Annotated in this window: 13 protein-coding genes; 9 read left to right on the forward strand and 4 right to left on the reverse strand. The window is 63.1% G+C overall.

All coding sequences use genetic code 11. From position 1 onward, the window contains the following. From gntR to DH10_RS31500, 9 genes are all read left to right on the forward strand, one after another. Positions 1–1,006, forward strand: a 1,006-nt coding sequence (gntR, locus tag DH10_RS31460; RefSeq protein WP_192385707.1) for an HTH-type transcriptional regulator GntR, incomplete at its 5' end; no start/stop codon positions are given. Positions 1,007–1,289: 283 nt separating this feature from the next. Then, positions 1,290–2,414, forward strand: a complete 1,125-nt coding sequence (locus tag DH10_RS31465; protein WP_192243352.1) for a sugar ABC transporter substrate-binding protein — start codon at positions 1,290–1,292, stop codon at positions 2,412–2,414. Positions 2,415–2,492: 78 nt separating this feature from the next. Then, positions 2,493–4,040, forward strand: coding sequence for a sugar ABC transporter ATP-binding protein (locus tag DH10_RS31470; RefSeq protein WP_192243350.1), 1,548 nt, complete (start codon positions 2,493–2,495; stop codon positions 4,038–4,040). After that, on the forward strand, positions 4,037–5,017 hold the full coding sequence (locus DH10_RS31475; protein ID WP_192243348.1) for an ABC transporter permease: 981 nt from the start codon (positions 4,037–4,039) through the stop codon (positions 5,015–5,017). The genes DH10_RS31470 and DH10_RS31475 overlap by 4 nt, the downstream gene beginning before the upstream one ends. Next, entirely contained in the window at positions 5,014–6,000 is a 987-nt protein-coding gene (locus DH10_RS31480; protein ID WP_192243346.1) for an ABC transporter permease, read from the forward strand. The genes DH10_RS31475 and DH10_RS31480 overlap by 4 nt, the downstream gene beginning before the upstream one ends. Before the next feature lie 355 nt (positions 6,001–6,355). Further along, positions 6,356–7,438 (forward strand): substrate-binding domain-containing protein, encoded by a 1,083-nt coding sequence (locus tag DH10_RS31485; RefSeq protein WP_192243344.1) that lies wholly within the window; start codon positions 6,356–6,358, stop codon positions 7,436–7,438. A gap of 77 nt (positions 7,439–7,515) precedes the next feature. Continuing rightward, positions 7,516–9,765, forward strand: coding sequence for an ABC transporter permease (locus DH10_RS31490; protein WP_192243342.1), 2,250 nt, complete (start codon positions 7,516–7,518; stop codon positions 9,763–9,765). Beyond that, positions 9,758–10,540, forward strand: a complete 783-nt coding sequence (locus DH10_RS31495; protein ID WP_192243339.1) for an ATP-binding cassette domain-containing protein — start codon at positions 9,758–9,760, stop codon at positions 10,538–10,540. The genes DH10_RS31490 and DH10_RS31495 overlap by 8 nt, the downstream gene beginning before the upstream one ends. Positions 10,541–10,658: 118 nt before the next feature. Continuing rightward, a complete protein-coding gene (locus tag DH10_RS31500) occupies positions 10,659–11,186 on the forward strand; it encodes a gluconokinase (RefSeq protein WP_246505807.1) in 528 nt (175 codons plus the stop codon). Here DH10_RS31500 and DH10_RS31505 read toward each other — a convergent pair. From DH10_RS31505 to DH10_RS31520, 4 genes are all read right to left on the reverse strand, one after another. Beyond that, a complete protein-coding gene (locus tag DH10_RS31505; protein ID WP_192243335.1) occupies positions 11,183–12,334 on the reverse strand; it encodes a hypothetical protein in 1,152 nt (383 codons plus the stop codon). The genes DH10_RS31500 and DH10_RS31505 overlap by 4 nt on opposite strands. Positions 12,335–12,531: 197 nt before the next feature. Next, positions 12,532–12,981, reverse strand: a complete 450-nt coding sequence (locus tag DH10_RS31510; protein ID WP_192243333.1) for an RrF2 family transcriptional regulator — start codon at positions 12,979–12,981, stop codon at positions 12,532–12,534. Positions 12,982–13,227: 246 nt separating this feature from the next. Beyond that, positions 13,228–14,214 carry a sulfate ABC transporter substrate-binding protein gene (locus DH10_RS31515; protein WP_192243331.1) on the reverse strand — a complete coding sequence of 329 codons (987 nt, stop codon included), beginning with the start codon at positions 14,212–14,214 and terminating at the stop codon, positions 13,228–13,230. 203 nt (positions 14,215–14,417) lie between these two features. Continuing rightward, on the reverse strand, positions 14,418–14,571 hold a 154-nt coding region (locus DH10_RS31520; protein ID WP_192385708.1), incomplete at its 5' end, for a TOBE-like domain-containing protein.

The following is a 14,571-nucleotide window of genomic DNA, read 5'->3' on the forward strand; positions in this document are numbered from 1 at the left end:
CGGCGGTGGCCGCCCAACCATCGCCGACGTGGCGCGCAAGGCCGGCGTCGGCGCGATCACGGTGTCGCGCGCTCTGCGCGAGCCTGGGCGCGTTTCTGAAGATCTGCGACGGCAGATACAGGCTGCCGTCGACGAGCTCGGCTATGTGCCGGATCCGAATGCGCGGGCCTTGGCCTCGGCGCGCGCGGAGGTCTTCGGCGTGCTGGTGCCGTCGCTCACCAACAACGTCTTTGCCGAAGTGGTGCGCGGCATCTATGACAGCCTGTCGGACAGCCCTTTCCGCATCCAGCTCGGCAACACGCACTACTCGGGCCTGGAGGAAGAGCGGCTGCTGCAGGTGTTTGCCCCGCAGCGCCCGGCGGCACTGATCGTTGCCGGCATCGACCAGACACCGCTGTCGCGAAAGCTGTTGGAGACGGCCGACTGCCCGGTGGTGCAAGTGATGGAAACCGGATCCGATCCGGTCGACATGCTGGTCGGCTTCTCGCATTTCGACGGCGGCCGAACGGCGACCGAGCATCTCATCGAAGCGGGCTATCGTCGCATCGGCTTCATCGGCGCGCGCATGGATCCGCGCTCGCAGCGACGCCTTGCCGGATATCGCGCGGCCATGGAGGCGGCCGGCCTGTTCGATCGCCGCTTGGTGACCACCACGCCGCTATTGTCCAGCGTGACGCTCGGCCGCGAGCTCCTGCGCGATGCGCTGGCCAAGATGCCGTCGCTCGACGGCGTCTTCTGCAACAATGACGATATCGCGCTTGGCGTCCTGTTCGAATGCCACCGCGCGGCGATCGCGGTGCCGAACACGATCGGCATTATCGGCTTCAACGACCTCGACATGATGCAGGCGGCGTTCCCGTCGGTCACCAGCGTTCGCACGCATCGCTACGAAATCGGCCGCCGGGCAGTGGAGATGGCGCTTGCCGCGATTGCGGGCCGGAGGCCGCAGCAGCGGGTCGTCGACCTCGGTTTCGAGCTCATACGCCGCGAGAGCACCGCCCGTTGAAACACTCAGAGGCGACTGTGCAAATGCCGGTTTACAGCTCTTCATGGTAGCGCTACCATCTTTTGTATCGAGCGATCCAAATAGTGACAGAAGTCTGTTTATTATACATAAGCAACAGCTCATGCTTGTTTATTATGTATAATATGATAGTTTTATGAGCTGCCTGGAGGAGGGGGAAAGAGGGACGACGCGAGTCACCTCGCAAGCGTATCGGATCGGCAGGAGGGTGCCGGCCGACCGCCAACACATTCAACAAGCAGAACTGCAACTGGGAGGAATACCGATGATCAAGTCACTCGTTGGCGGCGTCATTGCCGCCACTGCATTCGTCATGCTGAGTTCGTCGGCGATCGCCGGGCCGGAAATCGTCAAAGGGCCGTCGGCCGAGCCGGACTGCTTCGCGCCCTGGGCAGCCGACACACAGTTCTTCAAATATCCGAAGAAGGATGGGCCGTACCGCATCGCGCTCGCCAACGGCTATATCGCCAACACATGGCGCATCCAGATGATCCAGACAGCGAAGGCCTATGCCGCGCAGCCGGACGTTGCCAAGAAGTTGAAGGAATTCAAGGTGGTGTCGACCGGCGAAGATGTGCCGGCGCAGATTTCGGCGATCAACAACTTCATCGATTCCGGCTTTGATGCGATCGTCGTCAACGCCCAGAATCCGACCGCTTTCGGGCCGGTCATCAAGCGCGCCAAGGAAGCCGGCGTCATTCTCGTCGCCTTCGACAACATCCTCGACACCAAGGACGCCATCAACGTCAATGTCGACCAGAAGGGCCTCGGCGAGTTGTGGGGCAAGTGGTTGGTCTCGCATGTGCCGAATGGCGGCAAGGTGCTCGAAGTGCGCGGCGTTGCCGGTACCTCCGTCGACACCGACCGTCACAATGGCATCCATGAGGTCCTCGACGGGTCGGGCAAGAAATGGGAAGTCACCGAGGTCGTTGGCAAATGGGATGACGGCGTGGCCCAGAAGGCCACGGCCGACGCGATCGCCACCAGCGGACCGTTCGACGGCATCACCGGGCAGGGTGGCGACACCGGCATCGTGCAAGCGATGATCGACGCCAAGCATCCGTTCGTGCCGTTCGGCGGCGAGACGGAAAACGGCTTCCGCAAATTCTGCGCCGCACACGCCGCGGATGGGCTGAAATGCTCTTCGGCCGGCACCGGACCTGCCCAGGTCGCGGTTGCGATCAAGACGGCGATCGCCGCGCTCGAAGGCAATGTCGTGCCGCAGTCGATCAAGCTGCCTCTGGCTATCGTCGAGGATCCGAACTTCAAGGCAGGCCAGGATTTCTTCCCCGACCAGTCCGACAATTTCTTCGTCGGCAATTCCTTCCCGACCTGCGGCATCAATTTCACCGCGCAGGAAATCATGGGCCAGACCAAGGAAAACAAGTAGCCTGACCAGGCGGGCGCCGCGGGAGAGCCGCGGCGCCGGTTGCATGGTGCCAATCGCGAACTGGCCTGGGGAGGGCTGATGGACGGCGCGGCTCCGCTCTTCCGCATGGAAGGCATATCCAAGCGCTATGGCGGCGTTCGGGCCTTGGAAAAGGCCGACCTTACGGTCACGGCCGGCAGCATCCACGCAATCCTCGGCGAAAACGGCGCCGGCAAATCGACCCTGATCAAGGTCATGGCCGGTGTTGTCGCGCCGGATGAAGGTACAATGACACTGGACGGTCGCGAGGTGACATTTGCATCGCCAGCCGCCGCAAACCAGGCCGGCATTGTCTGCATCTTCCAGGAGCTGTCGCTCGTCCCGGAGCTCCGCGTCGCCGATAACATCGTAATCTCCAATCCGCCGAAACGCTTCGGCATGATCGACCGCAAGGCGCAGCGGCGCATCGCGGAAGAGGCGCTTGCCCGCGCCGGCGCTTCCGACATCCATCCGCTGGCGCTGGTCAAGGATCTGCCGCTGTCGCGCCGGCAGATGGTCGAGATCGCCAAGGCGCTCGCCAGGAAGCCGCGCATCCTGATCCTCGACGAGGCGACCTCGGCGCTGACAGCGGCGGATGTCGCCAAGATATTCGGCGTGCTCAAGCGGCTGCGCGAGGAAGGGCTGGCGCTGCTTTACATCTCGCACCGCATGAACGAGATCGCTGAACTGGCCGACCAGTGCACGGTGTTTCGCAACGGTCGCAACGTCGCCAGCTATGCGGCAGGTTCGAAGAGCGACAACGAAGTTGTCGAACTGATGATCGGCCGCGAATACAGCCATATCTTCCCGCCGAAGCCGATCCGACCTCAATCCGGCGCGGCTCCGGTGCTGGAAGCGCGAAACCTTTCCTGGAGCAATCGGCTGGACAATGTCTCTCTGTCGATCGAGGCCGGCGAAGTCGTCGGGCTGGGCGGTCTCGACGGCCAGGGCCAGCGCGAGCTGCTGCTCGCGTTCTTCGGCGTGCTGCGCGGTCTTTCCGGTCGGATCCTGGTCGACGGCAAGCCGGTTTCGATCGCCAGTCCCGCCGCCGCGAGGGATGATCGCATCGGCATGGCGCTGATTCCCGAAGACCGCAAGACCGAGGGGCTGATGCTGCCGATGACGGTGCGCGAGAACCTGTCCTTCGCGGCGCTCGATAGGCTGTCGAAAGCCGGCTTCATCGACCGCGGCGCGGAGCAGCGGCTGATCGACGACATGGTCGGGCTGCTCGCCATCAAGACAGCGGGCCTCGACATTCCCGTCGGCGCGCTTTCCGGCGGCAACCAGCAGAAAGTGGTGATCGCCAAATGGCTGATGCGGCAGCCGCGCATCATCCTGCTCAACGACCCGACGCGCGGCATCGATGTCGGCACGAAGCAGGAGCTCTACCAGCTGATGCGCAAGCTGGCCGACGCTGGCGCCGCGATCCTGTTCTATTCGACGGACTATGACGAGCTGATCGGCTGCTGCGACCGCGTGCTGGTGCTCTATGACGGCGCCGTCAAGCGCGAGCTGGTCGGCGCCGAGATCACCGAACACGCGCTGATTGCCAGCGCGCTGAACATCCATGGCGAGCACGCCGGGCCGAGACGAGGAGAGGGCGCGTGAGGGATTGGCGCTATTGGCTGGCCGAACAACGGGGAACGCTGCTTGCCTTCGGCATCTTCATCGTCATGTTCGCCATCTACAGCGCCAACCATCCGGCAGGCTTCACCGCCAATGTCGTGCAGACAGCGGCGAACAAGGGCGTACTGCTCGCCTTCATCGCCATGGCGCAAACGCTTGTAGTGATCACCGCCGGCATCGATCTGTCGGTCGGCATGATCTTCACACTGACCAATTGCATGGCCTCCTGGCTGGTGATCGGCACCGGGCTCGAAACCGCGCTTGGCCTGGTGGCCGTGCTGGGCACAGGGCTCTTCTGCGGCGCGGTCAACGGCGCCATCGTCATCTATGGCCGCCTGCAGCCGATAGTGGCGACGATTGCCACAGGTGCTGTCTATTTCGGTCTTGCGCTGTTGCTGCGGCCGGTTCCCGGCGGCTCGGTCAACGAGGGCCTCGCTGATTTCCTGACCGGGCGCTTCTTCGGCGTCGTGCCGGCGAGCCTGGTGGCGCTGCTCGTCGTCGTACTCGTTGTTTGGGTGCCCTTCAGCCGCTCCGAACTCGGCCGCGCGGCCTATGCGGCGGGCTCGTCGGAGACGGCGGCCTATATGTCGGGTGTGCCGATCCGCAGGGGCAAATTCCTTGCATACACGCTTGCCGGCCTGCTCGCTGCGATCGGTGGCCTGTTCCTTACCTTCTTCACCTATACGGGCGAAGCCGCCTATGCCAGCGGCAATGCCTACACACTGTTTTCCATCGCAGCCGTCGTGCTCGGCGGCGTGTCGCTGTTCGGCGGCAAAGGCAGCGCCATCGGCGCGATCTTCGGCGCGCTCGCCTTCCGCACTATCGGCGACCTCTTGTTCGTCTTCGACTTCGATCCGCTCTGGCAGCCGCTGTTCCAGGGCGTTATCCTGTTGATCGCGGTTAGCCTCGGCGCCTTCGCGCTATTTCGGGTGCGCAACCGGCTGGAGTGGTTCCTGTGAGCGAAACGACGCTTGGCGGCATCGCCGGCCGCATGCCGAAATTCATCCGCCGCGCCGACCCCGCGGTGGTCACCGCTTTTGCCTGCATCCTGCTGCTGCTTCTGGTGGGCAGCCTCTATTCGCGCAGTTTTCTCTCGCCGGAATATCTCTTGCAGCAGTTGAAGGTCGCATCGTTTCTCGGCGTGATCGCCACCGGCATGATGCTGGTCGTCCTGCTCGGGCAGATCGACCTGTCCGTGCCGTGGGCCGTGGCGACAGGCGCCATGATGGCCTGCGCCGCGGCGGCCTATGGTTCGGTGGGTGTTGCTGTTGCCATCCCATTCGGCATCCTCTGCGGCGTGGCGATCGGTATCGTCAACGGCATCGGGGTTGCCTACCTGCGCATTCCCTCGATGATCATCACTTTAGCCACCAATGCCGTCGCGCAAGGGCTGATGGTGGTCTATACGGGCGGATTCTCGCCGCAGGATTCGGCGACGGCGGCGATGCGTTACCTCGCGACCGGTTTTACCATCCCGGGGGTGCCGAATGCCGTGATCATTTGGGCGTTGATAGGGGCTGCAATGGTTTTCGCGCTGACCCGCACCAGCTTCGGCCGCGCCGTCTACGGCATCGGCAACCGCGAGCGTGCCGCCTATCTTTCCGGCGTCGACACACGCCGCGTGGTGATGATCGCCTTTGCCGTGTCGGGCGGACTGTCGGCCTTCGGGGGCGTCCTCCTTGCGGGTTACGCCTCGAAAGCCGCACAGTCGATGGGCGACGCCTATCTCCTGCCGTCGATTGCCGCGGTGGTGCTGGGCGGCACTTCGATCCTTGGCGGCCGCGGCTCCTACTTAGGCACCGTCGCCGGCGTGATCCTGATCACGCTGCTGCAATCGATCCTGTCGGTCATGCAGATGCCGGAGGCGGGGCGGCAGATCATCTACGGCGTCGTGATTGTCGCCATGCTTCTGCTCTATGGCCGCGCGCCGGCAAGTCGCTGATCGCGGATGAGAGAAGAGCATGCGATCTGTCGAGACAGGGAAGACAGAATGCCGTCGCGACAGCGGCATACATTCATGTAAGTAATTGCTAAAATACAGCAGGACCAGGATATCCGCAACGATCGTTACCCTGGTCGGGCCGGTCTACAGGGGGGAGGTGGCTAGCCCTGCCATGCGGCGACGAACTCTCCCGGCGTCGTTTACCTGACATCCTCCTCGAACAGTGGATGCGGCGGGCTATTTACTTGCAAACGCATTGGGCGGAAAATTGCGAACTGGGAGGAAGCGGTCGGAAAATCTCCTGGATAAATGCGCTCGAACGGCTTCCGCCCGTTGAATGCAAGGGAGGATAATCATGAGACGTACTTTCCCGCTCGCGGCATGCGCCGCAGCGTTGCTGCTCGGCGTGCCCTCCGCCTTCGCTCAGTCCGGCGGCGTCCAGAAAGCAGTCGGCGGCTACAGCTTCGAGGAAGCCGCAAAGGAAGCCCCCACAACCAAGGATTTCCATTCGGCCGATGGCCATCTCACTTTCGCTATCGTGACCCATACGGCCGGCAACGGCTTCTTCGATCCGGTCTATGTCGGCGCGACGGCCGCCGGCAATCTGATCGGCGCCACGATATTGCTGCTCGGCTCGGAATCTCCGACCGACGACCCGGCCCGCGAGATCGAAATCCTGAATCAGATCGTGCAGGATCCGACGATCGACGGGCTGATCATGACAACGCCCCAGGTCGGTGCCTATAACGACATCGTCAAGGCCGCCGAGGCCAAGGGCATACCGGTCGCAACGACCAATTCCTTCGACGGCACGATCCTTGACCGCAGCGGCATCAGCCACACCGGCCAGGACGCCTCCGCCGCGGCGATCGCCGGCGAGGCACTCGTCAAATGCCTGGCGGACAAGGGTATCGAGAAGGGCTCGATCGTTCTGCCGTCATCGACCGCGATGGGCAACATCGAGGTGAACAATCGCGTCACCGCGGCCTTCAACGCGATCGTCAAAGGCCTGAAGGACGCCGGCAAGCTCGACGCCTTCAAGGTCGACGCGGGGCCTGAGAACACCGGCATCGACACCAATCCGAACGATCCGGTGAACGGCATCGTGACGCTGTTCGAATCGCGCGGTGACGTTGTTGGCGCCTTCGCCGGCAACAACGTATTCACGCCTGCGCTGGCCAAGGCCGTCGCCCAGACCGGAAAGGCCGGCAAGATCTGCGCCTATGGCTTCGACCTCGGTCCGGCGCAGCAGGATGCGTTGAAGAGCGGCGACCTGACCGGCGCGCTCGGGCAGCAGCCCTTCCTGCAGGGCTTCTATCCGGTCATGCAGCTCTATCTGCAGATCGATCGTGGCATCTCAGCCGCCAATCTCGACACGCGCGCCCAGCTCGTGACGCAGGAGACTGTTGGAAAGGTCGGCAAGCGTTTCGAGAACTGAATGTCGAAGCGATCCTGAACCCGGCGCGGGAGGATATCTCCCGCGCATTTTGGCCTTCAGAACCCTTCTATCAAAGAATGTCCGCTGAAGCTCTCGCTCGTCGCCTTCCACCCCAGCTCGTCGGCGGCTGGGAAATGGGATTGCTTGCCCTGCTGGCGCTGATCTATCTTGGCGGCGCTGCCGTCAATCCGACGTTCTTCGGCTCGCCGGAGGCGTTCCATGCACTGCTTCGCGATACCTCGCGGGTCGCCATCATCGCCGTCGGAATGACCTTCGTCATCATCAACAAGGACCTCGACCTTTCGGTCGGCTCCATCTACGGCCTTGTGGCCGTCGTTTTTGCCAGGCTGTTCGCGCCAAGCTTCGCCGATCTCGACATCGTCACGTCGGTGATCGTCTGCGTCCTTCTTGGCATAGTGATCGGCCTCGTCAACGGCGTGCTCGTTACCATCCTAAAAGTGCCGGCGTTCATCGCCACCTTAACCACGCTTTTGATCGGCCGCGGCTTCGTCCTAGCCCTCACGCAGGGTCAGGCGATCTACTATCCCGGTAAAGCGAAGGAGGCCCCGCTGTTCTTTCATCTCGGCGAGACGAACGTCTTCGGCTTCAACAACCAGATCGCGATCTCCGCGGTCATAGCCGTGACCGGCGCCTACGTGCTCGCCAAGACGCGCTGGGGCTACGAGACCTTTGCGACGGGCGGCAACGAGCAGGCAGCGGTCTATGCCGGCATACCGACGAACTGGGTGCGCATCCGTGCCTACCTGCTCTCGTCGCTCTGCGCCACCGTTGCGGGCCTCCTGTCGGCCGCCCAGGACAAGGGCGTGACCCCGCTTTACGGCGTCAGCGGGGAACTGACCGTCATCGCCGCGGTGATCATCGGCGGCGCTTCCATTCTCGGCGGTCGCGGCCGCGTCGCCGGATCCTGCCTCGGCGCCACGCTGGTCGTCCTACTCGACAAGGTGCTGCGCGAGGGTTTGCCGATCACGCGCACCATCAAGATCGGCGAGGAGGAGGTGACGGTCAACGCTGTCTACTCCCTGCCGGTGGGCGCGGTGCCGGTCTTCCTCGGGCTGCTGCTTGTCATCGCTGTGCTGATCGAGCCCTACCTCATCCGCCGCCAGGTCGCGGCGCGCTTCTGGGCATGGCTGCGCGGCAGGCCGCCGCCGGCGGCCTTCGAGATCGGCGGCGTCGCGCTTGAGGGCATGGCGACCAAGGGCGCAATGGCGACCGACATCGCGCTGTCGGCGACCGGGTTCGGCAAGTTCCTCGCCCGGCGCGATGCCCTCGCCGTCATTCTGACAGTGGTGCTGTGGCTCACCGGTCTCTTCCTCAGGCCGGACTACTGGTGGAACCTGTCCAACACTTTCGCGATTCTGCTCAACTATACCGAGCTGGCGCTGATCACGGTCGGGCTTACCTACGTCATCGCGGCCGGCGATATCGACCTCTCCGTCGGAGCCGTCCTGGCGCTCGCCGGCAGCGCGGCCGCCTATTTCCTGAAGGTCCTGGGCGCCGACCCCGTCACCGCTGTCGCGATGGGCCTGCTTGCGGGAATGCTCGCCGGCCTCGTCAACGCCGTCGTCGCCGTCGGCTTGAAGCTCCCTGCCTTCATCGCCACGCTGGGCATGTTCTACATCGCCCGCGGCCTCGCAGCATGGTTCGTGGCCGGCCAGCAGCTTACCGGCTGGCCGGAAGGCTACAATTTGCTCGGCCGGAAGGTGAACGATATCCTCCTTCACTTCAGCGTCGTGCTTCCGGACGGCATCCTCAGAAGCCTCGCCGAAGTAGTCAGCGTGCAGACGGTGTGGATGGTCTTTGTCGCCCTGATTGCTGGCATCGTGCTCGCCTACACGCCGTTTGGACAAAAGGTCTATGCGACCGGCGGCAACATCCGCGCCGCCGCCTATGCCGGCATCAACACCAACCGGGCGCGTTTCATCTCGCTTATGCTGGCGGCGTTCTGCGCGACGATGGCCGGGATCATCAATGTCGCCTATTTCCGAAGCTTCAACCCCGTTGCGGGCCAGTTCCGCGAGCTCGACGCCATCGCCTCCGTGATCATCGGCGGCGGGTCGATCTTCGGCGGTTACGGCACCATGCTGGGTTCGCTGGCTGGTGCCGCCGTGATCACGCTTGTCCGGGCGCTCCTGCAGCTCAATGTCCAGGGCTTCAGCATGCCGCAGCATTGGATCAACGTCTTCATTGGCGTCATCCTCATCGCGGCAGTGCTGATCGACATCTGGGTGCGCCAGGCCAACCTCTTCGGTCGCCTGCGAGCCCGCCTCGCGCGACGCGCACGAACTCCGGAAATCGCCGATGCCTGACGCTGCTTTGCCTCAACCGATCGTGGAAATGCGAGGCATCGAAAAGGTCTTCGGAGCCGTGCAGGCGCTTCGCAAGGTCGATCTGGTGCTCTATCCGGGCGAGATTCTCGGCCTGGTCGGCGACAACTCAGCCGGGAAGTCCACACTGATGAAGATCCTGACTGGCGCTTATCAGCGCGATGCCGGCGAAATCTTCGTCGCCGGCCAACCGGTGCACTTCAAGAGTCCACATGAGAGCCGCGATGCCGGTATCGAGATGATCTACCAGGATTTCGCGCTTTGCGGGAACATGGATGTCGGCCAGAACATCTTTCTCGGCCGCTGGCCGCGCAAAGGTCCTTTTGTCAATCGCCGGAAAATGTACGCGGAAGCCGACAGCGTGCTGAAACGGCTCAAGGTCGATGTGAACTCCGTTTTCCAGAAGGTCGAAAGCCTGTCGGGCGGCCGCCAGCAATCCGTTGCAATTGCCCGCGCGATCTCCTTCGAGCCACGCGTCGTGATCCTCGACGAACCGACCGCCAATCTCTCGGTGATGGCGACCGAGCGGCTCCTCGAGACCATGCTGGAACTGAAAAGGCAGGGCGTTGCCCAGATCATCATCTCGCATCGGCTGGTCGACATTTTCGCCGTGGGCGACCGTGTCATGGTACTCAAGCGCGGCGAGAATGTCGGCGACCGTCATATCAAGAACACCGACGAGCATGAGGTCCTGGAGATCATCGTCTCCGGCACGCGGGAGCAGGCGCGTACGGCCGATCAAGCGAAGGCGGTCTGACCGATCATTGGCTGCTTAGGTGAGGCTGTTAAACTACCCTTCATTGTGGAGCACCCAACGGCGATACTTTTGTTCTATGCCGTGCGCTGGCAAACTGCCGACCATGGACAAAAAGGCGATGCCACAGCCGGTAGAGGCACGAGCAAACCACATCCGGTCAGCGCCGGCGATTGTGGTCATGGGGGTTGCCGGCTGCGGCAAGACGGTCGTCGGCGAAGCGCTGGCCGAGGCGCTGAGCGCGGTCTTCATCGAGGGAGATCGACTGCATCCGCCGGAAAACGTGGCGCGCATGGCGCGCGGGGAGCCGCTGACGGACGCGTTGCGCGAGGGCTGGCTCGACGCCATCGGCGAGCGCATCGCCGCCGCCGTCGCCGACGGACATAAGGCAGTGGCGGCCTGCTCGGCGCTGAAGCGCGGCTACCGCGACCGGTTGCGCGGCTTTTGCCCCGGCACCGTCTTTCTCTATCTGAAGATCGATCGCGAGACCGCCTGGCGACGGGTCGCGGGCCGCAAAGGCCACTTCATGCCGGCGAGCCTTGTCGACAGCCAGTTCGCCACCCTGGAAGAGCCGGGCCCGGACGAGCTCGCGGTGACGGTGGATGCAACGCGGACTGTCGCCGGGATCGTAAAGGACTTACTTGGTTAGGCGGCGTCGCCACCGATCGCGGGCTGATCCTGCTGCCCAGCGAGCCGGGAGGCGCCGGACCAGGCCATCATCTGGTCCGGATATAATCTGATCGCGTCCAGCAGACGGTCGCGCTTGAGCAGGATGTAGCCCGCCTGCAGGACGAGGTTCTTTGCCGCCACGTCCTTTGCCGGCAGGGATGCGGGCTGGGCTGCGTTGGGCTTCAGCTCGGGACTGACGATTGCCCGGTATTCGCGAAAGGGCACAGTCTCCAAGGTCGACATGGCAAACAGCGCAGCACCTGCGCGCGCCGCGAAATTCGCCGGCGCCGAGGCGAGATGGGTCCAGCCATGCTCGCCCATGGCGATCTCGGTGAATGTGGAGCCCGCGTGGATGGTGTTGGTCATCAGCACGACGCCGTTCTCCTTCAGCGTCTTCTGGATGCGCACTGTCACCTGATAGGCGTCGGCACGCTCGAAGACGATGCGGCTTTTCAGGAAGCGGTTTTCGACCTCGACCAGCGGCCTGTTGATCACATGCAGGCCGAATTTGCTTTCCGAGAAGCCGTGGAAGTTGACGCTCACCTGGTGCGCTTCGATGCCGGCTTCGAAGAGGGCGCGCTTGCCCATGATGGTTTGGGCGATGAACTGGTCGCACCAGACGATAGCGCCGCGGCCGCGCTGCAAGGCCTGGCGCAAGCCATCGATGCCTTCCAGCCGGATTGCCGGCGACCAGCGCCTGCCAGGCACCAGATGAGCGGCAAGCATCAGGCGGCGGCGATGCGCGCCGGCGAGATGGCCCTTGAAAAGGCTTCGCGTGTCGGCGTCATCGCCAAGCACTGCTTTGATCGCGACGTCATAGCGCGCGAATTCTTTGCGAAAATAGCGCTTGCGCCGAAGCGTCGAAACCCAATCGCAGATGGGCGCCCACCAGGCGATCGGCAGGACCGCCGCCACGCCGAGATAGAACAAGGAAAGCACGCTTTCGCGCAGATCCCTGTTGGAGACACTGCGCAATTTGCCCGGGCGGACGAGCTTGCGGCTGAAGAAGCGGACGGTCTCGCCGCGCTCCGGCACCGCCACGTCGGCGATGATCTCGGTGTGATAGATATTGGGAGATGACGGTTGCCGGCTGGCCCTGCGCGAATTGCCAAGCCAAGGCAGCCTCATGCGTTAGATCCCCCAGGTCCTGTTTCCATCCGTCAGCCGATTTACTGCGTCTGGCGCGGACAGACAACCAACGGCGTGGCGTGCGGCTGGGCAGTTAAAGCGCGTCGCGTCGAAACGGAATCAGGCGACGCGCTTTAAGTCTTTGTTTTGATGCCTGTCGTTCGCCCAAACCGCTGCGCACTTTTGGGCGACATGCATTAAATCTGCGAGGTCAGCTCGGCCGGGAAATCGTCGTTGTCGGCGTCGCGCATCGCGGCGAGGCTGCGATTGTCGAGCACCTCAGCGATCGCTTGCCGCACTTCCAGCATCATGTGGCGGACCTGGCAGGTCGCCTCGTCACAATCCTCGCAGCGCTGATATTGCGTGCGGCTGGCGCAAGGGATCGGCGCCAACGGTCCGTCGAGCACGCGCACGACATGACCGATCTTGATCTCGGAAGCGGGCCTGGCAAGGCGATAGCCGCCTTCCTTGCCCTTGCGGCTCTGCACGAAACCGGCATTGCGCAATTCGCCGAGGATCGCATCCAGGAACTTCTTCGGGATGTTGTTGGCGACCGCTATGTCGTTGACGAATGCAAGCCGGCCAGCCGGCAGGCTGGCAAGATGCACGAGGGCCTTGAGGCCGTATTTGCCTTTTTTGGTCAGCATGCCCGATTCAGTTCATCAAACCCCAATTGCCCTGCATCTGGCGGTTGTTTGTGTGCAAATCATGACAGTTTGACCGCGCAGCGCGAATTGGCACAACAATTCGTCAACACAGGTTTAGGCGCAAACGCGTTGATTCTTCGTAACGTTTTTCACATTGGGCGCTGTGATTTCCCCGACAAAACGATGCCGGCTCCAGACATGAAGAAAGCCGGCAAAGCCGGCCTCCAGTTTCTTTCCTGTCGAGGGTTATCGGCTGCCGTAGGCCTGGTCGAGCAAGCCGCCTGCCGCGAAATGCTCTTTCTGCACCTTGTCCCAGCCGCCGAAGACCTTGTCCACCGTCAACAGGCGGACGTCGGGGAAGTCGGCCTTATACTTGGCGGCGACCGACGTGTCGCGCACCCGCAGGCCATTGCGGGCGGCGATATCCTGGCCCTCGGGCGAATAGAGAAAGTCGAGATAGGTCTTGGCAAGATCGCGGCTGCCGTGCTCGTCGGCAACCTTGTCGACGATCGCCACCGGGAATTCGGCCAGCAGGCTGACCGAGGGCGTGACCTGCTCGAACTTGTCGTCGCCATATTCCTTGCGGATGCCGCGCGTTTCCGATTCGAAAGTGATCAGCACGTCGCCGATCTCGTGTTGCACGAAGGTGGTGGTGGCGGCGCGGCCGCCGGTGTCGAAGATCGGCACGTTATTGAACAGTTTGGTGATGAACTCCTTCACCCTGGCTTCGTCGCCCTTGAAGGCTTCCTTCGCATAGGCGGTCGCCGCCAGGTAGGTGTAGCGCGCGTTGCCCGATGTCCTAGGGTTGGGGAAGATCACCTGCACGTCATCGCGTACGAGATCGTTCCAGTCCTTGATGTGCTTGGGATTGCCGGCGCGCACCAGGAAGGACGGCAGCGAATAGAAGGGCGAGGCGTTGTCAGGGAAATCCTTCTGCCAGTCGGCGGAGACCAGGCCCTTCTTGACCAGGAAATCGACGTCGGTGACCTGGTTGAAAGTGACGACATCGGCACCCAGGCCATCGGCGACGGCGCGCGCCTGCGCCGAGGCGCCGGCGTGGGACTGATCGAGCGTCACGTCGGGATGCTTGGCGATGAAGGCCTTGTTGATGTCGGCGAACAATTCGCGGCCAACGTCGTAGGAGGCGTTCAAGAGCCTGTCGGCCGACCAGGCTTGGGGGGAGGCAAGGACGAGGCCGGCGAAAGTGGCGATGCCAAGCAGTAAACGCTTCATGGAAACAGTCTCCTTCGGAATAGTCAGAAACTATGATGCGACCATAAAAAGGAAAGCCTGGTCCGACGAGGCACGCGCTCCGAGTGGATCGCAGAGCGCCAGGAAAAAGCGCCGCCCAGACAGCTGTTTGGCAGGATTTTCTTCCAGGCATTCATCGCGGCGCCGGGCGAGCGCCACAGGAAATCGGCAAGCAGAAAGATGCGTCAGGAAGCCGGGAAAAGTTTCCAGCGCCGCGGCCTGAAGGCCACCCGGCTTTTCTGCGCGGCAGGATGGTCGACCGGCAGCTCGATCTCGACGCGCTGGCGCTCGCCGCCGACCTCGAGCTCGACCCGCCTGGTGCCGGCGACGCGGCGGCTG

This window comes from Mesorhizobium silamurunense (assembly GCF_014843825.1).
In the GTDB taxonomy this organism is placed as follows: Bacteria; Pseudomonadota; Alphaproteobacteria; order Rhizobiales; family Rhizobiaceae; genus Mesorhizobium; species Mesorhizobium silamurunense.